Source organism: Escherichia sp. MOD1-EC6162 (assembly GCF_002965125.1).
Lineage (GTDB): Bacteria > Pseudomonadota > Gammaproteobacteria > Enterobacterales > Enterobacteriaceae > Escherichia > Escherichia marmotae.
Genome location: NZ_PTSB01000028.1, coordinates 15761 through 40016, shown reverse-complemented (window position 1 = coordinate 40016; position 24256 = coordinate 15761). Strand labels below are relative to the sequence as shown.

27 protein-coding genes are annotated in these 24256 nt (G+C 51.2%); 23 read left to right on the top strand and 4 right to left on the bottom strand.

Translation table 11 applies throughout. From position 1 onward, the window contains the following. Positions 1 to 100 precede the first annotated feature (100 nt). Complete coding sequence (locus A9587_RS19310; RefSeq protein WP_097736382.1) at positions 101 to 553, bottom strand: transglycosylase SLT domain-containing protein; 453 nt, start codon at positions 551 to 553, stop codon at positions 101 to 103. A gap of 511 nt (positions 554 to 1064) precedes the next feature. Here A9587_RS19310 and traM point away from each other — a divergent pair. The 14 genes from traM to traU all read left to right on the top strand — a co-directional run bounded on the left by traM (position 1065) and on the right by traU (position 11744). Then, entirely contained in the window at positions 1065 to 1460 is a 396-nt protein-coding gene (gene traM, locus A9587_RS19300; RefSeq protein ID WP_105263862.1) for a conjugal transfer relaxosome DNA-binding protein TraM, read from the top strand. Between the two features lie 159 nt (positions 1461 to 1619). Continuing rightward, complete coding sequence (locus A9587_RS19295; RefSeq protein WP_105263861.1) at positions 1620 to 2384, top strand: hypothetical protein; 765 nt, start codon at positions 1620 to 1622, stop codon at positions 2382 to 2384. Between the two features lie 97 nt (positions 2385 to 2481). Next, a complete protein-coding gene (locus tag A9587_RS19290; RefSeq protein ID WP_306372092.1) occupies positions 2482 to 2673 on the top strand; it encodes a TraY domain-containing protein in 192 nt (63 codons plus the stop codon). A 298-nt stretch (positions 2674 to 2971) separates the two neighbouring features. Then, the gene (locus A9587_RS19285; protein ID WP_105263860.1) at positions 2972 to 3343 is read left to right on the top strand and encodes a type IV conjugative transfer system pilin TraA; all 372 of its coding nucleotides are present in this window, start codon (positions 2972 to 2974) and stop codon (positions 3341 to 3343) included. 18 nt (positions 3344 to 3361) lie between these two features. Beyond that, a complete protein-coding gene (traL, locus tag A9587_RS19280) occupies positions 3362 to 3661 on the top strand; it encodes a type IV conjugative transfer system protein TraL (protein WP_105263859.1) in 300 nt (99 codons plus the stop codon). Between the two features lie 14 nt (positions 3662 to 3675). Continuing rightward, on the top strand, positions 3676 to 4254 hold the full coding sequence (traE, locus tag A9587_RS19275; protein ID WP_000365872.1) for a type IV conjugative transfer system protein TraE: 579 nt from the start codon (positions 3676 to 3678) through the stop codon (positions 4252 to 4254). Next, a complete protein-coding gene (traK, locus tag A9587_RS19270) occupies positions 4229 to 5008 on the top strand; it encodes a type-F conjugative transfer system secretin TraK (protein ID WP_105263858.1) in 780 nt (259 codons plus the stop codon). The genes traE and traK overlap by 26 nt, the downstream gene beginning before the upstream one ends. After that, positions 5001 to 6347, top strand: a complete 1347-nt coding sequence (gene traB, locus A9587_RS19265) for an F-type conjugal transfer pilus assembly protein TraB (RefSeq protein WP_105263857.1) — start codon at positions 5001 to 5003, stop codon at positions 6345 to 6347. The genes traK and traB overlap by 8 nt, the downstream gene beginning before the upstream one ends. Continuing rightward, on the top strand, positions 6344 to 6877 hold the full coding sequence (gene traV / locus A9587_RS19260; protein ID WP_105263856.1) for a type IV conjugative transfer system lipoprotein TraV: 534 nt from the start codon (positions 6344 to 6346) through the stop codon (positions 6875 to 6877). Before traB ends, traV begins: the two co-directional genes overlap by 4 nt. A gap of 62 nt (positions 6878 to 6939) precedes the next feature. Continuing rightward, positions 6940 to 9513, top strand: coding sequence for a type IV secretion system protein TraC (gene traC / locus A9587_RS19255; RefSeq protein WP_336595934.1), 2574 nt, complete (start codon positions 6940 to 6942; stop codon positions 9511 to 9513). Next, positions 9492 to 9908: a type-F conjugative transfer system protein TrbI gene (gene trbI / locus A9587_RS19250; protein WP_105263855.1), complete on the top strand. Its 417-nt coding sequence runs from the start codon at positions 9492 to 9494 to the stop codon at positions 9906 to 9908. Before traC ends, trbI begins: the two co-directional genes overlap by 22 nt. A 2-nt stretch (positions 9909 to 9910) precedes the next feature. Then, entirely contained in the window at positions 9911 to 10135 is a 225-nt protein-coding gene (locus A9587_RS19245) for a TraR/DksA C4-type zinc finger protein (protein WP_000752802.1), read from the top strand. Further along, the gene (gene traW / locus A9587_RS19240) at positions 10132 to 10749 is read left to right on the top strand and encodes a type-F conjugative transfer system protein TraW (RefSeq protein WP_105263854.1); all 618 of its coding nucleotides are present in this window, start codon (positions 10132 to 10134) and stop codon (positions 10747 to 10749) included. The genes A9587_RS19245 and traW overlap by 4 nt, the downstream gene beginning before the upstream one ends. After that, the gene (gene traU / locus A9587_RS19235) at positions 10749 to 11744 is read left to right on the top strand and encodes a conjugal transfer pilus assembly protein TraU (RefSeq protein ID WP_198599853.1); all 996 of its coding nucleotides are present in this window, start codon (positions 10749 to 10751) and stop codon (positions 11742 to 11744) included. The genes traW and traU overlap by 1 nt, the downstream gene beginning before the upstream one ends. 365 nt (positions 11745 to 12109) lie before the next feature. Here the strand turns inward: traU and A9587_RS24675 are convergent, their stop codons facing one another. Beyond that, the gene (locus A9587_RS24675; RefSeq protein WP_157942549.1) at positions 12110 to 13219 is read right to left on the bottom strand and encodes a hypothetical protein; all 1110 of its coding nucleotides are present in this window, start codon (positions 13217 to 13219) and stop codon (positions 12110 to 12112) included. An 81-nt stretch (positions 13220 to 13300) separates the two neighbouring features. Here A9587_RS24675 and trbC point away from each other — a divergent pair, with 81 nt between their 5' ends. The 9 genes from trbC (at position 13301) to traT (ending at position 23345) form a co-directional block, all read left to right on the top strand. Then, positions 13301 to 13906: a type-F conjugative transfer system pilin assembly protein TrbC gene (gene trbC, locus A9587_RS19225; RefSeq protein WP_236942013.1), complete on the top strand. Its 606-nt coding sequence runs from the start codon at positions 13301 to 13303 to the stop codon at positions 13904 to 13906. Then, positions 13903 to 15837: a type-F conjugative transfer system mating-pair stabilization protein TraN gene (gene traN, locus A9587_RS19220; RefSeq protein WP_105263853.1), complete on the top strand. Its 1935-nt coding sequence runs from the start codon at positions 13903 to 13905 to the stop codon at positions 15835 to 15837. Before trbC ends, traN begins: the two co-directional genes overlap by 4 nt. Before the next feature lies 1 nt (position 15838). After that, positions 15839 to 16624: a type-F conjugative transfer system pilin assembly protein TraF gene (traF, locus tag A9587_RS19215; protein WP_089704651.1), complete on the top strand. Its 786-nt coding sequence runs from the start codon at positions 15839 to 15841 to the stop codon at positions 16622 to 16624. Positions 16625 to 16641: 17 nt separating this feature from the next. After that, positions 16642 to 16914, top strand: coding sequence for a hypothetical protein (locus tag A9587_RS19210; protein WP_105263852.1), 273 nt, complete (start codon positions 16642 to 16644; stop codon positions 16912 to 16914). 1 nt (position 16915) lies between these two features. Further along, positions 16916 to 17506 (top strand): type-F conjugative transfer system pilin assembly thiol-disulfide isomerase TrbB, encoded by a 591-nt coding sequence (gene trbB / locus A9587_RS19205; RefSeq protein WP_105263851.1) that lies wholly within the window; start codon positions 16916 to 16918, stop codon positions 17504 to 17506. Positions 17507 to 17558: 52 nt separating this feature from the next. Next, the gene (gene traH / locus A9587_RS19200; RefSeq protein WP_097736375.1) at positions 17559 to 18965 is read left to right on the top strand and encodes a conjugal transfer pilus assembly protein TraH; all 1407 of its coding nucleotides are present in this window, start codon (positions 17559 to 17561) and stop codon (positions 18963 to 18965) included. Further along, a complete protein-coding gene (gene traG / locus A9587_RS19195) occupies positions 18965 to 21874 on the top strand; it encodes a conjugal transfer mating-pair stabilization protein TraG (protein WP_105263850.1) in 2910 nt (969 codons plus the stop codon). The genes traH and traG overlap by 1 nt, the downstream gene beginning before the upstream one ends. Before the next feature lie 14 nt (positions 21875 to 21888). Further along, complete coding sequence (locus A9587_RS19190) at positions 21889 to 22536, top strand: hypothetical protein (RefSeq protein ID WP_105263864.1); 648 nt, start codon at positions 21889 to 21891, stop codon at positions 22534 to 22536. Between the two features lie 71 nt (positions 22537 to 22607). Next, a complete protein-coding gene (gene traT / locus A9587_RS19185; RefSeq protein WP_097762358.1) occupies positions 22608 to 23345 on the top strand; it encodes a conjugal transfer complement resistance protein TraT in 738 nt (245 codons plus the stop codon). Positions 23346 to 23610: 265 nt separating this feature from the next. Here the strand turns inward: traT and vapC are convergent, their stop codons facing one another. After that, positions 23611 to 24009, bottom strand: coding sequence for a type II toxin-antitoxin system tRNA(fMet)-specific endonuclease VapC (gene vapC, locus A9587_RS19180; protein ID WP_105263849.1), 399 nt, complete (start codon positions 24007 to 24009; stop codon positions 23611 to 23613). Then, a complete protein-coding gene (gene vapB, locus A9587_RS19175) occupies positions 24009 to 24236 on the bottom strand; it encodes a toxin-antitoxin system antitoxin VapB (RefSeq protein ID WP_000450523.1) in 228 nt (75 codons plus the stop codon). Before vapB ends, vapC begins: the two co-directional genes overlap by 1 nt. Positions 24237 to 24256: the final 20 nt, after the last annotated feature.

The window sequence follows — 24256 nt, the reverse complement described above, 5'->3', positions numbered from 1 at the left end:
GATGGGTTCCCGCTTCGCGGGGCTTCGGCCAGTCAGCATTATCACTCATATGGTATTTTTGTGTGTGGCCTTCCATGCCGCTGTCGCGGCATAACATCTTTCAGTACCCTCGTTTGTTCTTTATATTGCGATAAATGTTCTGTATTTTTGTAGCATAAATTTTTCTGCGTCGTTCCTGTTCCTCTGTGTTGCGAAAACCGGCATTGTAAGCACCGACAGCCCGCCACGTTACGCCCCACTTTTTGAACGCTATTGCCAGGTAATACGCACCGGTATAAATATTCATGCACGGGTCTGTAACCAGGTGTTCTGGTTTTATTCCGTAACGTGACAACACCTTAAAATGCTGGGAGTCGATTTGCATCAGGCCGGAGCCATATCCCGTAACAGGATTAATGCCGATAGCATTAACCCTGTTACGGGATTCATGCCATGAAATCGCTCTCAGTAAATCGGGATCTATTTTGTAATCTCTGCCAGCAAGTTCAAAACAGTCAGAGGAATATGTATTTCCTGCAAACATTATGAGGATAATGGCGATAATCATATGCATGCATTTACTATTTATAGTGTCAATACTATGGCGTGAGCATGCCATTTTTGTGCTTTACAGGCAATGCCCCGAAATTCCGAATCAGCCCCGGGATGCTTTTTGCCTCATCTCTCCTCTGAAAGTATTTTCCTCACACCTGTCGCAAAACTGTGTTTTGCATGATTTGTCTTTAGAATCAGTATATTAAAATTATTTTATGTAGCAAATTTTGCACTTTTCAGCTATACGCAGCACCGTAACAGTGCTGGATTGTGGCTGGATTGGTGCTGCTTTGTGGCTGGTTACAGTGCTAATCTTTATTAATCATGACATTACCAAACAACAGGCACCGTAACGGTGCCTGTTATGGTGCTGGATTGTGGCTGGATTTTGCCTGTACAGTGCTGCTTACAGTGCCTGATATTGATGCTATAGTGCCTGTTATGGTGCTGCGGTGCTGGATCAGGCACTGTTGCTTGTTTTTTGAACGGTGCTGCATCAGGCGCTGTAATTTTGTAGCAGGAAATATTTAATGCCGAGACAAAACGTTTATATGAAACAAAAAACACTTGATGGTATTCGTCAGCTTGTTGATGAAAGACTGGCTGAAGGAGCCACTCCGGCTGATGTTAATATGTCAAGTGTCTGTTCCGAATTGCTGGAGACGGGATTACGCGTTGTACAGCAATTAAAAAAGCGTGAACAGGAAGAGGAAAAAAATGGCGGGTTAACTGATGAGGAATTATTTCGTAAGCGACTTCTGGAAGAATGTATGAAGAGTCGCCTTACTACTCAGGCTATTCTTAATTGTATGTTTGATTTAACAGAAATAAAATCGGATTCGCGTCATAACTATCATGAGATGATTTCGAAGTTTAAGCATGAAATAAGAGAGTCGTTGCAGGAGTTTTTTCCTGAAAAAGAATGAGGGATATTGAACAAAGAAAAAGTGTTTGATAAAATTTGCATTGAAAAAATAGTTGGCGACGTCTGACTATTTTAAAATTTAACTGAGTCGCACTGACAGGGGAATATCGGTCCCGCTGCCAGTGCTAACCACAATCTAGCCGTTGCAGGAGGACTAGTTATGGCTAAGTACAACTCTATTGATCTATCTGTTAGATCTCAAGATCTTTTAACCGCTTTTCTGCAACATTATACAGATAATGCTGCTCCATGGTTCATTATGAATGCAGATGGAGAATATTTGCTACATTCCAGGACTGTTCCTGAACTTTTCAAACTCAAAAATCCCAATCTGTACGGGAAGTCTGATGAAGAACTAGGCGTTTTGTCTAAAAATTATCGTCGCAGAAACAAAAAGATACGTACAACAGTGATGAGTAAATCACTTCGTATCATTACTCTTGAAATCCATCTTTTTTATTGTGATAAACATTATACGCCGCTTGTGTATATCACAGAACCTTTCCTTTTTGGTGATGAAAAATACACAATAACGCGAGTTATTGATGTGTGCTCTCTAAGGCGTTTTAGTTTTATGTCTTATAATAAGATGTTATCAAAAGAATCTTCAACAGATAGTGTTCTCGAAAAGCCAGTCAGAGAATTTTCTGAGCTTAATCCGCTTGATTTCCTCAATGAGTCACAATGGTGTGCACTTTGGCTATGTTTGATGGGGTATTCTTATCGGGATATATCGAAAATTACAGAAAGGAATTTGAAAAATACAGCAGAACTGCTTAATCGTTCATTTAGAACGTTAAATGTACATACTTTAAAAAACTTTCTCTATATTTCTGGGTTGTATGGGTGGGAAAGATATATACCCAAAACGATCCAGTTAAAAAGTGTTACAAAACTATTAAAAATAATTAAGGCAGCATGCTAGAAGGCATTTTTGTAAAAATGACGGGTACAGGTGTACCCGTTTCGCTATTTGTTTTTTTCTGAAACAATATATCCATGAAGTGGTAGTGGGAGGGTTTATGAAAAGCTGTAGAACACGACATAAATCAGTATCGGTAGTAATGAGCGATGTTACAGCACAACGTCTTCATGAGGCCGCTAAGCGTTCAGGGCGTAAAGTCCGTCATGAAGCTATGTTGCGTTTAGCCCATAGCCTTAAACATGTCCCGGATATTGAGGAGATTTATTGGGAGATATTGAAGGAGAATTGATTTAGCCGTTTAAATCTTTGCTCAGTAAAGAAACTCCGTAGCGGGAGTTTAAATATCAGCAATACTCTTTTGCCTTTTGCGGAGAAAGAGCTTCTTTTGCATTTGTCATGCCCTGTTATTTGTGGGCAGGGACTTTTGCGCCCTGCAGACCGTATTTCCCGGTCACGATCGGATTTGCACCCGAGGGCGGTAGCGTATCTGCGATATTCCGGTGTTTCGTTCTGAATATCTGTTTTCGGGTATTCAGAGGGCAATTCCGCCCATATAACTTTTTATTGTCCGTTAAAGAGGAGTTTATATGGCTGAAATGGCTGTTTTAAATAATGTCATGGCAACGTCTGCGAAAAAACGTAAGCCGGGTTTGTTGTCACATTGTTTGGCTGTTGTTAATAAATCAACCGCCAAAGCCCTGGTGAAATATGTTGCTGCGCCGCTGGCTCTCTGGCTGGCTGCACAGGGCATGGCGCAGGCCACTGACCTGGCATCCGCCGGTAAGGCCGATGTGGAGGCAACTTTCGGTGAAGACTCCACCATGATGTATTACTTCATGATTGCGGAAGTTTTCCTGGTTTTCATGCTCTATCTGCGTAACCACAACCCGGCCACGTTTGTGTTGATCCCGGTATTTATTGTGGTGACCAAAGTTATCTTCAGCATGATTGCTCCCTGATAACAGCAAGGATGGTCAATGAGCGGTGAAGTGGAAGATCGTTACATCTTTCCTCAGACGCTGACCGAACAGAAACGCCTCATCGGGATCCCTCTTGATGAGGCGTCTGTTGGCCTGACACCGGCCTGTGTCGGAATTTACTTCAATCAGAGTCTGATCGGGTTGATTGCCGGGCTGCTGTTCTGGTTTGCGTTGACCCATTTCAAAAAAGGGAAGGGCACTTCCTGGCTTTTTAACATGTGTTACTGGCACCTGCCCGGCCTGAACGGACAGTTTAAGGTTCTGCCGGAATCGGCCTGGCGCCTGTGGCTTAAGTAACTAAGGAGGGACATATGGACCTGAGCGCACATCGCTCAGCCCTGAAGTTCACATCCCTGACATTTGTCATTCTGCTGTTTTTCCTCGGACTGAGCCTGTCCGCCAACGTTCTTGCCTGGTTACGTATTGAAGACCTGGAGCGGGGACAAAAAGAAACCTATATCCCGATGTTTTTTAATCAGCCGTTTTCGCTTTCACGCAATGTGGCAGATGCCAGCTATCTGCAGCAGGTGGCTGAATCGCTGATGTTTCTGCGGCTTAACGTCACGCCGGAGTCGATTAAAGCACAGCATCAGGCATTACTGCGTTACTTCGACACGGCTGCACGTCCGCAGATGAAAGCGATCCTGGACGCAGAAGCCAGTCAGATCATCACCAACAACGTCTCTTCGGCGTTTTACATGACGGGTATTGATGTGTACCCGCAAGCCGGCGTGGTGGATTTTCGCGGGACACTGAAAACGTGGATAGGTAAGCGGGAAGCTCTGCCGGAAGAGAAAGCGTACCGGCTGGAGCTGGGTTACCGGGATGGCATGACGACAATCAGGTCATTTAAGGAACTGGTGAATGAAAAAGAGAAAACCGCACAGTAACGGGCAGATGTGGCTGAGCGCAGTCGCTCTGTTGTGTAGCCTGGCCTGTGGCGTACAGGCTGCGCCGTCTGCACAGTTGCCGGTCAGGGTGCCGGTCAGTCCGGATGCACAGGCGCGGATCGCGCTCAGCAATACCCAGCCCAACCTGCTGGTTGTGCCTGGCGATCGCATTGTGGCTGTGGACAGTGCGCAGGGGACGTTTACGAATGCCGGGGACTACGGGCAGACAGGCATGGCGAACGGAGGTGTGGTGCTGATGACGGAAAAAACGACACCATTCACATTTTATGTTCGCACGGAAGGTGGTCTGGTGGTGTCGGTCATCGGACAACCACAGGCCCGGGATGGTCGGGTAGTGCACCTGATGAGTGACCAGCCAGTCCGCCAGAAGGCGGCTGCCCCCTGGGAACGGAGCCACGATTATGTGGCGTTGCTGGTTGATGTACAGAAAGCCCTGCTGCGCGGGGAAGTACCACCGGGGTATGTGGCTTCGCCCGTTGTCGGTGAACCGGTGTTTTCGCTTCCGGCCGGTCTGACGCTCCGGGCTGAGCATATGTGGAGTGGTGATGCCCTGCGGGTGTACCGCTACCGGGTCAGTAACCGTCAGTCTGAGGCAAGGGCTTTACCGGAGCGTCTCTTCAGTGCGCCTGGCGTGCGTAGTGTGCTGATATCACCGTGGGCAGAAACACTGCTCCCCGGTGCCAGCGCGGAAGTCTGGGTGACGGTGGGGCAGGAGGAGGTGAACGGTGGCTAATGTCAATCAGCTGGTTCGCCGCAAACAAAACCTGCGTATGGCTGTGATTGCGCTGGGTATCAGTGCTGTTGGCGCGGGTGCCTGGTATATGTCAACGGTTAAATCTTCCGGGAAAGCAGCACAGACACAGCAGAAAGCGCCTCCGCCCAATATGACCGGTGTGGTGTCACAGACGTTTGACAAGAAGGTCTCCGATGCTGCGGTCGCGGATATTCAGCATACCGCCAGTGAGGCGGAGAAAAAGCTCAAAGCCTTCGAATCCCGCCTGGCAAAGATGGAACAGCGGGAGCAGGACTACCGGGCAAAGATTGAAGAGCAGGAGAATGAACTGGCCATTCTGCGGGCTGAACAGGAGGCCATGAAAGAGAATGGCGGTCCCGAATTACCCGCAGGACAACCGGTGCCTTCTTTTGGCACTGGTTCTTCTGTTCCTCCGCCGACGGCGTTTTACCAGCCGGGAGGCGGTGGTGAGGTGAATAATCTGGCACCTGTCACACAGTATCAGGTGACACCGCAGCCGAAAAAAGGCCTGTCCTCGATGACGGTGGATTATGGTGAGAAATCTGCTGTCAGCGATAAACCGCTTCTGCCCTATATCCCGTCGGCCAGTTTTGCGCCGGCGGTGGTGATTGAAGGGGCCGATGCCAATGCGTCCGTCACCGGTAACAGTGACCCGTCCCCCATGCAGTTCCGTCTGACCGGCCTGGTCAGAATGCCCAACGACAAAACTTATGACCTGACCGGCTGCATGGTAACAGCAGGCGCGTATGGCGATATTTCCAGCGAGCGGGCGCTGATTCGTACTGATCGTCTTTCCTGTCATAAGGATGAGGGCGTGATTGATATGCCATTCAAGGGACACGTCTCTTTCCGGGGCAAGAACGGTATCAAAGGTGAGCCGGTGATGCGCAATGGCAAAATTATCGGCTGGGCGTTTGCGGCGGGGGCAGTGGACGGTATCGGCAGTGGTGTAGCCAAAATTGGTCAGGAGACACCGGGTGCCGGCGCTGTGGCCTCTGTCTCTGGCAGTACGGTGATGAACGGTGCGCTGGGTGGAGGGGCATCTCAGGTCGGTAAAACACTGAGTGATTACTACATCAAACGTGCCGAACAGTATCACCCCGTCATCCCAGTTGGGGCGGGCACGGAAGTGACGGTGGTGTTTCAGGAAGGCTTTCAGCTGAAGTACACGGATGAGGACAAAAAGTCCCGCCCGGCACAGCAGGCGAAAGCCGTGGTGGATAACGGCATTCAGGTGTCGCAGCAGATGCTGCGGGAACTGAATCTGGGGGATGCAGTCCCGCAGTCAGAGGGTCAGAGCGGAGAACAACAACAATGAAACCTGCATTACTGATGGTTCTTGCCGGTGGCCTGATGCTGACAGGCTGTGCCGGCATGAAAAGTGAATTTGACTGCAATGATACGGCCAGCAATGGCTGTATGACGATGGACGAGGCGAATAACAAGGCCCGTACCATGACTGAAAATCAGAAAGGAAAAGCCGCTGAAGGTCGCCGCATCCTGCCACCACTGGCTGCTGTGCCGGTGATTAAGGCGAGCGCGACGTCTGCGGGGGGATCACCTGTGACAAAAAATGCCGCAGCAGCTGTTACTCCGGGGGCAACAGCCCGCAATCCGTTCCGGGGGAGCGTTGCGGGAACAGGAGGTGTCGCTGTCATATCCGATGGCGCTCAGATTTCCCCGGTCTGGTCTGATATCGGCATGACGCGTCCCGTTCGTCTGCCGTCCACCACGGCACGGATGTGGATAGCGGCCTGGGTGGATGATCAGGCGGTCTGGCATCAGCCGTCAGTCGTGTCCTTTGAAGTGGAGCCTGCCCGCTGGCAGCACCAGGAGGTGAAAGGGTGACAGAGAACGTACCCCATGAACAATCTGAAGTGAAAGGCTGGCAGGTGTTGTTATCGCAACTCATGGGCGGCTGGAAAAAAACGGACGGCAGCCAGCAGGCGCAGCAAATCCTGGATGAGATGGACTATCCCTCTTTCGCCAGCCTGCTTCCGTACCGTCAGTACGACCCGGACAGCGAGCTGTTTATCAATGCAAAAACCACCGGTTTTGTCCTGGAATGCCGGCCCCTGTCCGGGGCCAACGAAGCTATCAGTAAGTCGCTGGATTATTTTTTGCGGGACAAAATCCCCCGCAAAATTCCTCTGACGTTCACCCTCGTGGGGTCACCGTGTGTCCGCCCGATGCTGGAGCACGGGCTGGCAGACTTCCGCTGGCAGGGGAAGCGGGCGGATGAATTCAATGCCATTACCCGTGCCTACTACGAGCGGGCGGCGCTGACACAGTTCGCCAACAAGAAAGGATACCCACTGACCTTGCGTCATTACCGTCTCTTTGTCTCCTATGCCGAAGAAGTGGGCAGCCTGACGGAGCAGAAAAAGACGGAACTGAACCAGGTGGCCAACCGGGTGGTGGCCGGCCTGGCGTCGGCGGGGCTGTGGTCGCAGCGGGTGGATAAAAAGGGGCTGGTTTCCCTCGTGCGCGAACTGGCGAATTTTCGCCACGGCAATATTGAGCCGCCGAATGGCAGTGTTGCGGAGTTTGAGCCGCTGAACACCGAATGTGTCGACCGCTCCCTGCGGCTGATGCTGCATCCGGACCGGATTGAGCAGAGTCTGCAGTCGCGTCGCGGCGGCGAACGTGAGCGCACACGCATTCTTAATTTCATGCTGGAAAAAAATCCCGAGAAACCGTATGCCCTGTGGCAGATGGGGGACAATATCAGCAACGTCACGGACCCGCTGTGCACCATTTCCTGCCCGTTTGTGATGACGCTGGCGCTGGAAGTGGAGGAGCAGGCCGGCACCCAGCGGGAGGCCAACCGCAAATTTATCCAGCTGGACAAAAAGGCGAACTCGCCCTTTGCGAAGTTTGTACCGTCGGTGAAAAAGCAGGCTGCGGAGTGGGGCAGGCTGCGGGAATCCCTCAGTACCAACCAGGACTCGTTGGCGCGTTTTTACTTCAACGTCACGTTGTTTTGTGAGGACAGGGATGAAGTGGCGCTGGAAACAGAGATGGCGGTGCTGAACACCTTCCGCCGTAACGGGCTGTCGATGTATATGCCGGAGTTTATGCAGCTGCGTAATTACCTCTCCGTCTTCCCGTTTATGATGCCGGAAGGGCTGTGGAGCGATATCTGCCGTTCAAATGCCATTCAGCGGGCGCGGGCCAGCAATGTGGCCAATATCCTGCCGGTGGTGGCGGATAACCAGGTCTGTCTGCAGGGGCTGCCCATTCCGTCTTACCGCAATCAGCTTTCCTTCCTGAACCTGTTCGACCGCAATGCGGGGCTGGATACGGATAACAACAACCTCTCCGTTACCGGTACCTCCGGGGGAGGAAAATCGTTTCTGATGCAGGGCATCATTCGCCAGGTGCTGGACAGCGGTGGCCGGGCCTGGGTGTTTGATATGGGCGACTCCTACAAAGGGCTCTGCCGTAATGTGGGCGGGGTATACCTGAACGCGCTTGACCTGCGCTTCAATCCCTTCGCCAACATTGTGGATATTAAGGAGTCCGCCGAGAGTATCCGTAACCTGCTGGTTGTGCTGGCCAATCCGTCCGGTAACTGCGACGACACTTTTATGTCGCTGTTGCTGAAAGCGGTGCATGAAGTCTGGAAGCGTAAAAAGAATGAGGCACTGATTGACGATATCGTGCTCTACATGCGGGAAGCGCTGGAGCAGCCGGAATACCGCGACACCACCACCGTGCGTTCGCGCATGGATGAGATTATCGTCGGACTGGAAAAGTACTGCCGCGGAGGGATTTACGGCGAGTACTTCAACAGTAAAAAACCGTCACTGGATGATAACGTGCGTTTCTCCGTGCTGGAGATGGGCGAGCTGAAGGACAAGCCTGACCTGCTGGCTGCCGTGATGTTCTCGATGATGATTTACGTTGAGCAGCGGATGTATCTCTCCGACCGTAAGCAACACAAGGTCTGTCTGATTGATGAGGCCTGGAAGCTGCTGTCGAAGGACAACAAGCGGGCCGAGGACTTTATCGAGAACGGGTACCGCACGGCACGTAAATATAACGGCGCCTACATCACCATCACACAGGGGATTGAAGACTTCGACGGACAGAAAGCCAGTGGTGCAGCCAAAGCCGCCTGGGCGAACTCCTCCTTCAAAATCATCCTGCGTCAGAACCGCGATGCGTTCCGTAAATACTGCCTGGATAACCCGGACCAGTTTAACCGGTTTGAACGGGAGGTCATTGAGGGCTTTCCGGCCGCCCGTGAGGCGCATTTCAGTGCCTTTATGCTGCGTTACGGGGGGCAGACATCATTCCACCGCCTGCTGCTCGATCCTATCAGTCGCGTCATGTTCTCATCCGACGGTGAGGATTTTGACTACCGTGAAGCCGGACTCCGTGCCGGTAAAGATATCCACGACATCATCGGAGAACTGGCCTGGCGTAAGTTCCCGCAGGAAATGGAGACACTGACGGAATGGATAAAACACAATCACTGATTTCCTCTGCCGGTACACCGGAAAAATCCCCCGCTAAATGCTCCCGTCGCCGTCGTTATCTGAAGTCTGTCGCCGGTGTGGTGGCGGGCATGATGGTGCTGAATGCGGCGGTCTCCCTGTTACTGACAGAGTGGCGCCAGCCGGTCATGGTCAGTTTTGATATGGCCGGAACCGTGAACAGTTTTATGTCACAGGCTGCGGCGCAGGCACTGGATGAAGCTCAGATAAAGGCGCTGACTGCACGTTTTAACCGTGCACTCTCTGACAGTCTGACGGCATATCAGCGTGATCACCGGGCCGTCATTATTGTGGCACCGGCCGTTGTGGGCGGTGCAGAAGATATTACGGCAGAGATTCAGCAGTCAGTGGCTGCACGTATGGCAGAAGGGAAGTGAGTATGGCAGATGAAATCGAACGTTTTCAGTCTCATCAGGCGATGCTGGAAGCCGATCGCATACAACGTATCCGTCAGCAGCTAACGGGTATCAGTGCCCTGTTCTGCGATGACTGTGGTGCGCCGGTCCCGGCAGAACGTCGCCGGCTGATACCGGGTGTGCGGAAATGTGTGGGGTGCCAGGAGGTACAGGAGATTCAGGCCCGCCATTACAGGAGGTGGCAGTGAAGTGGATGTGGTGCGGGCTGCTGATAAGCCTGCCGCTGGCGGCGAAGGATCTGGGTGTGCAGGGTGACCTCTGGCCGGTGCAGGAGCAGAGCATGCTTTCCCTGATCCATCAACGGCTGGAGAGCATGGAGGCCAGCGGGCAACTGGCAGAGATGCAGACGCAGTTTAAGGAACGGGTGGTGCAGAACACGCTGCGTCCGAAGCCGGTGGAGGGGCTGCAGACAGACACCCGGTCGCACACACACCGTGTTGATCCGACAGTGAGCGTGACAGCCGATATGGCAGATCAGAACGGGCGCATTTTTGCCCGTAAAGGGCAGCGTATTAACCCGCTGGATACCGTGTCATTAGCCGGTCCGTTGTATTTTCTGGATGCGGATGATGAACGACAGGTGGCATGGTTTAAGCAGCAGCCGGCAGAACTGAACCGTAAGGTGATACTGGTCGGGGGAAATATCCGTGATGCCACAAAGGCGCTGAACACGCGAATTTATTTTGATCAGGATGGCACCCTGAGCTGTCGCTTCGGGCTGACCTGGATACCGGCAGTGGTGCGTCAGGACGGGAGTTCACTGGTTGTCACATCGGCAGCTATGCCGGAGGGAAAATCGTGATAAGAAAGACGCTGACAGCCGCTCTGATTGCGCTGGGGCTGTATTCCGGAAATGTGCTGGCAGAAGACAAGGATAAAATGTGTGACGGGAATTTTGTTAACCCGATCAGCGATATTTGCTGGGAGTGCATTTTCCCGATGAGCATCGGAGATGTTTCGGTCTTTGACGGTGATGCACCAGATACGGATAACCCGTCCATGCCCCTGCAGATTTGTCCTCTGGTGCCGGTGGGTTACCGTATCGGCATGGCGATAGGATACTGGGAGCCTTTTGCGCTGACGGACGTGACCCGTTCGCCGTACTGCATGGTTAATCTGGGCGGCTTCAATATTCCGGTCGGAAAAGTCGGTGCTGGTAATGCAGGACAGGAAGACAGACCTGTGGCAGGTGGCTTTTATCATGTGCACTGGTACAAATACCCGCTGACATACTGGCTGAATATCATCATGTCGATTGCCTGTCTGCAGCGTGGTGATCTGGATATTGGATATCTGTCTGAACTTGATCCGACCTGGGATGATGATGCGCTGTCGTTAATTCTCTCACCGGAAGCTCTGGTGGTGGCTAACCCGATTGCACAGGGGGCCTGTGCCGCAGATGCGATTAAAACGGTGAAGGGGAAACCCATCAATGCGTTGTTCTGGTGTGCTGGTTCTCACGGCAGTCTGTACCCGTTTACCGGAAATATTTCTGATGAATTCAGTCCACAACAGTCGTCGGTGCTGTTATCGGAGCGTATGGCGTTCAAACTGCACCGTCAGGGGATGATCCTGAACAGCATCGGTGAGGACCAGAAGGTCTGTAAGGAATATTACTCGCCGATTATGCCGAAAGACCGTTTTCGCTATCAGATGGTGAACATGCACCCGGATACGAAAGCCTGTCACCCGTTCGGGCGAACGGTGATGGCCTGGGAGGCCGGTCATGCGTCCCCCAATACCAAAAAGAACTACGGCTACCTGATCTGGCGTAAACGTAACTGCGTGTTTTTGTGAGTAGAAAAATGACAGTAAAAACGATACTGAAATGGCTGGATATGCTGACAGCTTGGGGATTTGTGATCGGATTAGCCTGCTGGGCATACGATCTCTTTATGGTCCAGTCTCCTGCCCGGTTTCGTGTTTTTGGGCAGGGGGAGATTATGGGGGATTTTACGGGGGTGCAGTTTGTGATGATGCCTTACATAACATGTGTAATCATTTCTCTTGCATCTCTGGGGCAGCTTAGTGGCTGGCCGGGAGAGCGAATATGCTGGAGAATGCTTATCTGGATGCACACTCGTCTCCTTGCGCCGACGCTTTTTAGTTATTACTCAGCGTATGTCCTGTTCGATAATGCAGAAGAACTCGTTAATGCGTCATTATCTCTTAAAATGATGAATTCTTCTTCGGTGATAGTTATTGTATTTTTCTGCTATTTCTTTTCTGCAGAGAGATATTATCAGTATAGAAACAGAAACCAACAACATGAGGATATTACCCCAGATTGATTCTGCTGCATCTTCAATAACGTGTTCTGATTTGTAATTGCTATTATTAGCAATGTGGTAAAATATTTTATGTTTAATAGAATATTTTGCCTTTTCCTCAAGGCATTTCACTGTGCACTGATGTTTTGGAATTGCATTAAGCAGAGACTCTGCGCGTTGATAGTCCTTGTTAGCATTAAAGTAACGCGCTGCAATGATTTTTTTATCAAAGGAGTACGTATCTTTCTGCAGCAGGTAGAGTAAGTGATTTACATCCTCCCGGTTGATGTCTTTCTTATTGCCATAATATGCACTGAGATAGAGTGGATTATCATGCAATGTTTCATCCAGAACAGAAAGCAGACGTGTTCGTTCATTCTCAGGTAGTTTATTTAATATAAATAACCGGTATATATCCTCAACTTTGTTTTCAGGCTGTGGTGTGTAGAAAAAAGGATGCAGCGTTTTGGCATACGCAGATGTCCATAGTTGTGCGGGCTGACCATGATTGTCTGGTTCAATGGTTTCCCAGAACTGCGGCAGACCATTCTCGTCGGTGTAAGCAATAAACGCATGTCCGGGAGCATGAACAATATTTATTTGCCGGTTCAGTAACCTTGCTGCATCAAGTAACAAATAAACATTCAGGTCACAGTCTGAAATCTTTCGCGAATAACCCGCGGAGGCGAGGGCGGTTTCCTGGTAATAAAAATGCTCGCCCAGAATGTTGTTGGCACACTGCAAAAACTGCCCTGTATTTCTGGTTGATGAACACTGTTTCTTTATTTCTGAAAGCACAAACTGTGTGTTTGATAATGCGGCCTGTACTTCTTCATCGGAAGTCAGACCATAATGCTGGTCTGTCATGATTATCCGGTGTGTCAGCAGTGAGTTGTCTGGCTTAACTGGCCCGGATGACATTATCTGAACAGGATGCTCTGTTGTTCCGGTATTTCTGAATGCAATAAAGCCGGCGCTGCCAGTAATGAATATCAGCGCCATAAAAAGGCGCTTCTTTCTGAATAACATCATATCCCTCTGTTTTTGACTGTTTTTCCGTGAATTCTAATCAGGAGTATTACTGTGTGGAAGATTGTCTCTGTCTGCAGCATAGCCATGACCTGCATGCTGTCATCCGGCATTGTCTGTGCTTCGCAGGACAGTGCGGCTTTTATTGAATCCCTGCGTGACCAGAGTGATATGTTGCGCCGGCAGGCTACTGTACCGGAGTTTCTGCAGCAGCCAGTGCCCGGAAAACATAATGATGCGTGGATACAGCGTCTGACCCGAAAATCACAGCAGGCATCCGCCCGCAGTAAAAAAACACCGCGTGCGCTGTATTTTTTATCGTTTTCCATACCGGAAGATGGTCTGATTCGCATGCTGCCGGAGGCCAGGACGCTGGGTATCCCCGCACTGGTTAACGGACTCATCGACAATGACTTCCGGAAAACAGCAGAGGCCGTATTCCGTATTACCCGGGAGAAAAATACAGGCGGTGTTCAGATAGACCCGATGCAGTTTGCAAAATACGGCATCACATCCGTGCCGGCACTGGTGGTGACCTGTGGTGAACGGTATGACCTGATTCGCGGCAATATCCGCCTGAAAGCGGCGCTGGAGCGGGTGGCAAAGGAAGGGGAATGTGCCCCGGTGGCTGAAGCGATTCTCAGGGAGAGTGAACGATGAAGCGGGTTATCGTGATGATGCTGGCAGCACTGACCACCTTCGGAACGGGATTGCAGGCCAGCGATAAATACAGTTCAGGGAAGCAGTTTGCGGACAACCTGAAGGGAAATGGCTCAGGCGTCCTGAATAACTTTAAACCGGGAGAGGTGATTCCCGGCTATACCGAAAATCCGCCGGAATCGGCGCATTACGGCGGGGTGACATCATCAAACTCTGCCAGTCTCGAGAGCGCAGGTGCCAGCGCTCTGAATAATTCGGAAGTGGGAAAACTGACGTCAGAAGTCATCATGAATCGCCCCAAAGACCCCATTTCCATGGATGCGCCATTTATCAGTGGCGGTTTTGATGTCCAGGATAAAGCCGATATCGTCACGAACGGCACGTATGACAACTGTGAAACCGTGAATGTCAGTAAAACGGAAATCACGTCGCATGTCTGTGAGCGGACACCGGCAGCGGAGCTGACCTGCACCCGTAAGGCCAGCATAAAGGACAATGTTGTCCGGAAAACAGTACGCAGAACTTACCAGAAGGTTGTCACGCTTGATTACAGCACTACAAACTGGAAATGGAACGGTGCACTGAGTATCCCGGAAAAGGGACGACTGCTGCAAGTTGCCGTTGATGGTGAGCGTCTGATTATTCCCTGGAACAGCAACTGTAACCGGGAAAGCATTTCAGAGAAGTGTAAGGCTTCTGTCAGAGAAATCATCAGTCTTATGGGGCGGGACTTTCCTGTCGACGTTGTGGCGTATCCCCGCAGGGATGCCATCTGTACGGGAGGGCAGAATTCACACTGCTCATATCATGTGCGGGATGGATGGGGCCGGATTCATCAGGCGTTTGATACGGATATGCAGGTTTCAGCCGGGCAGTCATTCCCGGTGATGAAGACATCAAAGACCTTTGAATTTTTAAAAAACATGGCCTCTGTGCAGGTGACAATAACACTGACTCTGGATGTTGAGGTTACCGAACATAAGCCTTCTGTGGAGTGGGTGGAAACCTGCCCGTTTAATAAGGCTGAAGAAGTGTTGCAGGGAAGTCAGTGTACAGAAGCCGGAGGGAACAGAACGATTAATATCGACGGGAAAACCTATACCGTTTACAGCGACTGCTGGGCCTGGAAAGACACGTATCTGAAACAGGAAGCGGATAACGGCAGTTGTGATGTGTATATGAAAAATCCGGCCTGTACGGCATCGCGCGTGAACTGCCAGGAGAAGAGTGGCAGCGCCTGTCTTCAGGAAGAAGTGACTTTTTCCTGCGAGAAAAAGGTGACCGGGGAAGCGCAGTTATGCAGCGGTCAGCTGGTTTGTGCAAACGGTGAATGTGACGCCATTGAGAACGGAACATCTGACGGTTTTGGTAAGGCGGTATCGGCGCTGGCAGCGGTCACGGCTGCGGCACAGGATGTGGCTGCCATGAATGATGTGAATGTCCGGGCGTTCACCGGCAAACCAGTGGAGTGCCGGATGGCCATCGCCGGATTTAACAACTGCTGTAAGGACTCCGGCTGGGGACAGGGCATTGGTCTGGCGCACTGTGACAGTGAAGAAAAGGCGCTGGGGAAAGCCAAAGAGAAACTGCTCACCGTTTATGTCGGCACATACTGCTCGAAGAAAGCGCTGGGTGTGTGCCTGCAGAAGAAGAAAGCCTACTGTCAGTTTGATTCGAAGCTGGCACAGATTGTTCAGGCTCAGGGGCGTAAAGGGCAGCTGGGTATCGGCTTTGGCAGTGGGAAACATCCTGACTGCCGGGGCATCACGGTGGAAGAGCTGCAGTCGCTGAAATTTGACCGGATGGATTTCAGTAACTTCTACAGTGACCTGAACGCCGGCACCACCATTCCGTCAGACAGTGAACTGGCTGAACGTGTGAAAGAGCAGGTTGCTTCGGCGCTGCAGCAGTCCGCAGGAAAGGGGCAGTAACATGAAGTCTGCGATGCTGTATCTGGTTGCGACAATAAGTCTGCTGGTATCCGGTCAGACAGGTGCGCAACGTGAACCGGTCCGCACTTATGTGGACGAACCGATAGTGGGCTGGCACTGGTATAACGAACCTCAGAAACAGGATGAGGAGGAAACGCCGCCACCGGCCACTGTTCCCCTGACATCTCTTCCTCCGACAGCACAGATGAAGGTCCTTCAGCGAATGACGGAGGAGCGGCTGAATACCGCCATTCTCTACCCGACGGTGGAGAATTTTACGGCCTACATGAAGATGCAGAACTTCTGGACCAGTCAGGCCAGTCGCTTCAGTGCCGTGGCCACCAAATCCCTGCTGATGCATCCGGAGCTGGATTACAACCTGCAGTACAGCCACTACAACAGCACGGTTCCGCTGCAGCTGCAGGCTGACCAGAACCGTCAGGTGGCTGCCATTCGTCAGCTGGCCAGTCAGTACGGGCTGTTCTTCTTTTACCGGGGGAATGATGCACTGGATGGTGAGCTTGCAAAGGTGGTGCAGCGTTTCTCTGACGAATACAACGTTGCGCTGATTCCGGTCAGTATGGACGGTGCCCGGAGCGAGGCGCTGCCGCAGACGCGTCCTGACAGTGGTCAGGCTCAGCGGCTGGGTGTGACGCATCTCCCGGCACTTTTCCTGGTTGAACCGGGGGCAGAGCGTTACCAGCCGCTGGCTTATGGCTTCATGACGCAGGATGACCTGATGAAACGTTTTTTAAGTGTGGCGACAGATTTTGCGCCACGGTCGTGAACGAAACGGAGAGATGTATGACACGCGAACGTTTTACTGAAAATCTGCTGATGTACCCGGGAATGGCGCTGATGGTTGCCTCCGTTATCTGGTTTTATCTGGCCGGTCTTCTGTCCCTGCCTGCAGAGGCTGTCAGTGATGAACTGGCATACGCCCTGTACCAGATGACGCTGGCTCGTGATGCACTGGCGATATTTGTTATCGGGGCGACGATGGGATTATCCGGTCTGGGGCTGGCTGCTTTTCATGCCTGGAAGAAATGGCACACAGCACCGGCAGGGGAACAGTGATATGTGGAAGCAGGCCCTGACGGGTTTATTGCTGGTTGCCGCCTGTGTGCAGGCGTCGTCCACGCTGGAAGAACTGCGCCAGCTTGAAGCGCACAAGACAACGCCGGGTAAGGCCAGCCAGGTGCAGACGGCAGTCACTTCTTCATCACCTGTGGCTCCCGCAGTCCCTGAACGCCGGGATTACCGTCTGCCGGACGGCCGGGTGGTCAATCTGAAGAACTACAAACTGGTGTTGTTCATGCAGTCACGCTGTGGTTACTGCCAGCAGTTTGACCCGTTACTGAAGCGCGTGACCGCACAGATGGGGCTGGATGTTTTCCCGTACACCCTGGACGGCATGGGAGATGCGTCTTTCCCGGATGCCATTCCGGCAACAGAAGCTGTGATTCGTGATATGTGGAGCAATATGCGACCGGTGACCCCGGCAGCGTTCCTGGTGGAAGTGAATACCCTGAAAACACTGCCATTGCTGTATGGCATTGTGGACGAGCAGACGCTCAGGCAGCGTATTGATGAAGGGCTGGGATTTGCGAATGCTGCTGTTACAGGAACAGGCAGCAGTATGAAAGCATCACCTGAATTTCCACGCTAAGTTCTGATTCTCCCTTTTTTCTTCTGATTACTCCGACGGAATTCTGGTCACCATGAACCAAAAAATTTCATCTCTGCTCCGGCAGACAACACTGTCATGCCTTGTGGCTGCAGTTCTGGTTATTCCTGCGCAGGCTGACGTCAATAATGACCTGAACAAATTCTTCAACAAGCTGGGCTTTGAGGGGAATGCCACCCGTGCTGCTGTCTGGCAGGGGCAGGCGGCAGGCTATGCCACCGGCGGCAACCTGTTCTTACGCAATCAGGTGAATACCCTGCAGATAGCCTCCTTTACTCCACCGCATATTACCGCCGGTTGTGGTGGTATTGATGCCTATCTGGGGTCCTTTTCCTTTATCAACAGCGAACAGATTGAGCGTTTTGTGAAGCAGCTGATGGGGAACGCTGTGGGGTACTTTTTTGACCTGGCGCTGCAGACTGCCGTACCGGGGATGAAACAGGTTAAGGATTTTATGCAGAAGCTGGCCAGCGACCTTAACAACATGAATGTCTCCTCCTGTCAGGCTGCGCAGGGCATCATCGGCGGCCTGTGGCCGAAGAACTCCGTACAGTCACAGAAAATCTGTCAGGACATTGCCGGTGAAACCAATATGTTCTCCGACTGGGCTGCCTCGAGGCAGGGATGCACGGTAGGTGGCCAGATGAATAAGGTGCTGGATAAGGCACCGGAAAACATGAAAGACCAGGTGATGAAAGACCGTAATCTGATGTGGGATATCCTGCAGAAGAACGACATGATGAAGGGCAATACCGAGCTGATGGAGCTGGTGATGAACATCACCGGGACGCTGATTTTTGATGATAAAGGTGAAATTAAATTTATTGGCCCGCAGGCTAATCATCAGGGACTCATTCGTGCACTGATGTATGGCGGACAGGCCACTATCTTTGGTTGCACGGATACTAAAAAATGCACCAAAACAAATAATCGCACGGTGACGGTCAGCCAGAACAACAGCCTGAACCAGCGCGTGCAGAACATGATAAAGAATATCTCTGACAAGCTGGTCAGTGATGACCCGCTGACCAGTCAGGAAAAAGGCTTTATTGAAAGCACCAGCGTGCCCATTCTGCGTTACCTGGTGGACCCGCAGATGCTGAATATCTCCACCTTCTACCCGTCACTTTCCGATTACATTGCCTATGACATCCTGCTGCAGTACCTGAACGAACTGCTGAGTCAGGCCCGGGTGCAGGCCGGCAGTAAAAACTTCCCGGAAGAGCAGATGAAGATGTTACGGGAGAACTTCTCTGAAGCCTCCCGCCAGCTGGAAGGACTGCAGGCTCAGGTGGATGTGAAGGCGAACACACTGATGGAGCTGGAGCAGCGTATGGGCTATCTGCGCCAGCAGGTATCCACGCAACTGATGAGTCGTTATGAGCAGAACCTGAACTATACATCTGTATCCTCTGCACAGCTGACGACAGGAGGTAACTGATGAGCATGGTGGATACCGTTTATGTCATGAGTGGCGGTGAGTTCTTCCAGGCGGCATTTAATGGCGTGGCCACGCTTATCGGCACATCCACATGGGACTCCCTGTTTCATATTGTGGGATTCTTCTCCGCGATGGCACTTTTCTTCGTTTATATCCGGGGCCATGACCCGAAGGAAGTGCTGAAGTTTATTGCGGTGTTCATTCTGATAACCAGTGTGCTGGTTATTCCGAAACGTACCGTGCATATCATCGATATGACGAATCCCACACTGGTGCTGCGGGTGGATAATGTGCCGACCGGGTTGTCGGTGCCGTTCCGGTTTATCACCAGTATTGGTGGCTCCCTGACGAAAATTTATGACTCCGTGTTCCATACCCCGGACTCTGTGGCCTACAGCAAAACCGGTATGTTGTTTGGTGCCACCCTGATGGCCAACACCACGGATGTGGTGGCACAGAACGGCGACCTGGCCATGCTGCTGAGCGAGTATGTGCAGCAGTGTGTAATCGGCGACATTATGCTGACACACAAGTACAGCATGGCTGAACTGATGCAGTCATCCGACCCTTATGAAATCATCTTCCGCAAACCCAGCCCGCTGCGTGGCGTGATTGTGCCACGTGGCAACAGCCTGGCGCAGGCAGGATTCCAGACCTGTGAGGCGCTGGCCAACAACGTGCTGAAGCGTGAACTGAAAGTGGATACGACAAAGGGCGGAAAGACCTGGGATTATTATGTTAACCGCTTCATTGGCCCCCGTGCCAGCGCCGATACGCTGTTCGGTCTGATGATGGCGGACAGCTATGGTTTCTACTATCAGGGCGGACGGGATGCCAGTGAAATTCTGCGCCAGAATGTGGTGATGAACGCCATAAAACAGGGTATCACCACCCATACGGCAGCCAGCGGCAACGTCGCCAGCCTGGTGAATATGGCGGACCAGTCATCGAACAGCAAAATGCGCCTCAGCTGGGCGGCGTCAGGTGGTCTGGCAGCCACATTTGTGCCGGTGATGCATACTGTCCTGATGGCCATGCTGGTCGGGATGTTTCCGATAATCATTCTGCTGGCCACCATTCACGGTCTGACACTGCCGGTGCTGAAAGGCTATGTGTTCTCCCTTATTTATCTGCAGAGCTGGCCACCACTGTATGCCATTCTGAACTACGCGATGGCGTTTTATCTGAAAGGCGAAACGAAAGGGATGAATTTCTCCCTGTCGAACCTGAACACCATCCAGCAGACTCATAGCGATATCGGGCTGATGGCGGCCTGGTTGTCAAACTCAATTCCGTTTATTGCTGCCGGTCTGGTGTTTGGTCTGTGGCGCGTGGTTTCACAGGCAGGGAACTATCTGGGCTCATCCATTAACAGTACAGCCTCGTCTGCTGCCTCTCAGGCTGCAGACGGTACGTGGGCGTTTAACAACATGCAGATGGAGAACGTCTCCGGCTTTAAATGGGATACCAACCAGTCTGTGCGCGACGGTCAGATGCTGACTCAGCATGCCAGCGGTGCAACGACAACAAAAACAGCAGGTGGTGGCATTCTGCATGATGGTAAATCGGCGATTTCCAGTCTGGCGACGGATATCCAGTTTGGCCGTATGCTGAGCAGCAGCTATCAGGCGCAACAGCGTGAAGCGGAAAGCCAGGTACAGAGTCTCAGTAACAGTATCAGTTATGGCAGCCAGCTGGTCGGCAGTCAGCTGACGCAGTGGGCGCAGCAGCGGGGCAACAGCGATACAGTGGTAAGCGGTGCTGACAGCAGCCGGGCCACCACACTGACGCAGGCCATCAACAAACTGAACAGCGTGGCTGATTCACTGGCAAAACGTGCCGGTATCAGTACGTCTGAAGCGGTTAAAGAGGTACTGAATAAATCACAGAGTGGTGATTTTACTGCCGGTGGGCATGGCGAAGCCGGTATTGATACCAAGAAAAATATTCTCGGAAAAGCTGTTGAGTTAACAACCGGGGCCAGTGCCAGTGGAAAGCTGTATACCGACATTAGCTATAAAGGTTCGGATCAGTCGTTGCATGGTATCAATTCGGATATCAGTTCGAAAACGGATCATGATCGCAGCCTGACAGCGCAGGAAACAAAAGATGTGCGTGATGCCATGGATGTCATTAATAACCATCGCACGACGGATAACAGCAGTCATACTGACAATGCCTCTTCGTCCCTGTCTGAGCAGCTGGCCAGCAACCTGAGCGATTTGCAGAGCCAGATTAAGCAGTATAATGATGCACTTAACCGCAGCCATGAATATGCTCAGATGGCCAGTTATGCGGAAAACAACAGTGCAAGTATTAACAGCAACTACAGCCAGGAGTTTGTTAACTATGTGCATCAGTCTGCTCCGGGACGTGCCACGACCGTGCTGACCGATGCCGGAAATCCGTCACTGCGGGCGGAGCGGGAACAACTGGCGCAGGCATTTGTGGATGAGAAACTGAAACCCCAGCTGGAGCAGGAATTCAGGGAAAACCGGTTGCGGGCTTCAGAAGGTATGGGCAGCGTCGGGCCAGCCGTGGATATGCAGAGTGACCTGAAGCGAGCGTATGCAGAGAATTTTGCTGACATGCAGCAACGGGCTTCCGGCGCATCGGTTCAGGGTGCAGAGCAGATCCAGAAACAGGTGCGTGATACCCGTCAGACTGTGGAAGCGCAGGTGCTGAAAAATGAGCAGGAAATAGCATCATCTCAGCAGGAACTGAAGACACAACGGAACACGCTTGCGGGGCAGCATAAGGAGAGTGAAAAGGCTTTCGGTGAGGCTCTGGCGCAGGAGAAAGAAAAGCAGAAGCCCTGGCCGTTGTCGCCATCAGGTGCCTGGAATTCAGATAAAGATGAAGAGAATATGCAACGTCTGAGGGATGCTGCAAAGTGGAAGGACAAATAAAAGAAGAGAGAGTTATGGCAGGACAATTAACTGAAAAATTAAAAACGTTTAACTGGAAAGATGACAGGCTACGTATGTGGCCTGGTTGTAAATTTGGTGTGCAGATAACAGCATGTTGTATTTCAGTATCATTTTTTATGACGTTCTGTGCAGCTCTGGTTTACGGTGAAAGTGCTATGGGGCTATTAGTATGTTTTCTGGTTGTGCACTTTTTCTCTGCAATTATTACAATTGTTGTGCTGTGGGAAATATCTTCTACTCAGTATGTTCTTATGAAAATAGCGCCTGAAACGGATATTATTTCAAAATCAGAACAACTGAAAAAACGATGTGTATTATCTGCCTGCAGAGTGGCCCTGATCATTATCGCTGTTGCTGTTGGATTTGATCTGCAATTTGTCCTTTTCTCGGGGGCGGTGTTTGCTTTATTGGGGGCAGTTTTTACATGTGTTTTTTCTTATAAGGTGAGAAAACTATATCCTGACGATTTTGTTCGATTTGTTTATGTTAATCTGCCTGGAGAGTGTCGTTCAAAAGACGATGTGTGTTGTTCCAGTAATAATAGAGTTAATCCGGCAACTGGACTTCCCATGTTAGGTGGAATTGATGCGGGGGGGAATGCCTGGGGTAGTGATGACAATCGCTGGGATGACCGTTGGTGAAAATACAGGTACGATTAATGCGATAATCCAGAGGCGTTATCAGCAATTGTTTTTTGTTTAAGGATAAATTTATGTTGTTAAATCGTAAAAATAACTTTATCGCTGCGATTGTTCTGGGGGCGTTTCTCCTGTCTGGCTGTGGTGCGATGAGCACCGCAATTAAAAAGCGTAATCTGGAAGTCAAAACCCAGATGAGTGAAACCATCTGGCTTGAACCTTCCACTGATCGCACTGTTTATCTGCAAATCAAAAACACCTCCGATAAGGATATGAGTGGCCTTCAGGGAAAAATTAACAGTCAGATACAGGCGAAAGGCTATCGTATTGTGAATAATCCTGCCGATGCGCATTACTGGATTCAGGCGAACGTACTGAAAGCCGATAAAATGGATTTGCGGGAAGCGCAGGGCTTTCTGAGTCGGGGGTACGAGGGGGCTGTTCAGGCTGCGGCGTTAGGGGCAGGCATTACAGCCTATAACTCCAATTCTGCCGGTGCCACGCTGGGGGTAGGACTGGCTGCCGGCCTTGTGGGAATGGCGGCTGATGCGATGGTGGAAGATATCAACTACACCATGGTAACTGATGTGCAGATCGCAGAGCGCACTTCCGCGCAGGTGACGACTGACAATGTGGCTGCGCTGAAGCAGGGAACGTCGGGTTATAAAGTGCAGACCAGCAGTGAAACCGGTAACCAGCATAAATATCAGACGCGTATTGTGTCCAGTGCCAACAAAGTTAACCTGAAATTTGAAGAAGCCAAACCGGTTCTTGAAGATCAGTTAGCAAAATCTATTGCTAATATTCTGTAATTTCTTATTCCCGTTGAATCCGTCAGCGGGAATTTGTCTACTGACGCCTCGCAGGCTCGTTGCCCAACAGCGGAAAGTAACAAAATAAATTTTGTTACTTTCCGCTGTTTCTGACAATAAATATTGTGGTTATACCCTTTATATTTTCATCGGTATTATTACCAGTCAGAAGTTTATATTCCGTTGTACCGGCCTCATTCTGTTAAACAGGCCAGAGAAGTGGCTGACTGTATTCTCACGTGTGCCTGAACCGGAAGTGAGGGCATTAACACCAGTCTTCCAGACGAAGGCCGGCGATACGTTCAAACTCCCGGGTATTGTTTGTGACCACAATGAGTCCCCGGCTACGGGCATGACCGGCAATCATCTGATCAAACGGCCCCACCGGACCTCCCTGACGGGCGAGCTCAGCACGGATCTGACCGGTATGTGTGGCAGCAGCGCAGTCGTAATCCAGCACGTCAAGGCGCGAAATAAATCCTTCGATAATCGCGAGATTACGCTCCGGAAACTGACTTTTTTCAGCACCGTATACCAGCTCCATCACGGTAACTGAGCTGATGCACATTCGCCCCGAGTTCAGGTTGAATCGTTCCCGAATATGCGCCGGTTTGTTCTTAATCGTGAAGATACAGATATTCGTGTCCAGCATGAATTTCAGCATCAGAACGACTCCCTTTCCTGTACGGCGGGTTGTTCTCTGTCATTCATGAAATCTGCGCTGACACTGTCGCCATCGAACCAGCTGTCCCAGGACTCTCCTGCCGGGGTAATGATCCGGGTACGGCCAACAGCAATAACGTCGACTTTCTTTACGTCTTCAGGTAAGGCTACAGCTTTCGGCAGCCTGACTGCCTGACTCCGGTTACTGAGAAATACGGTCGTTTCCATGAGGCACCTCACTATGGATA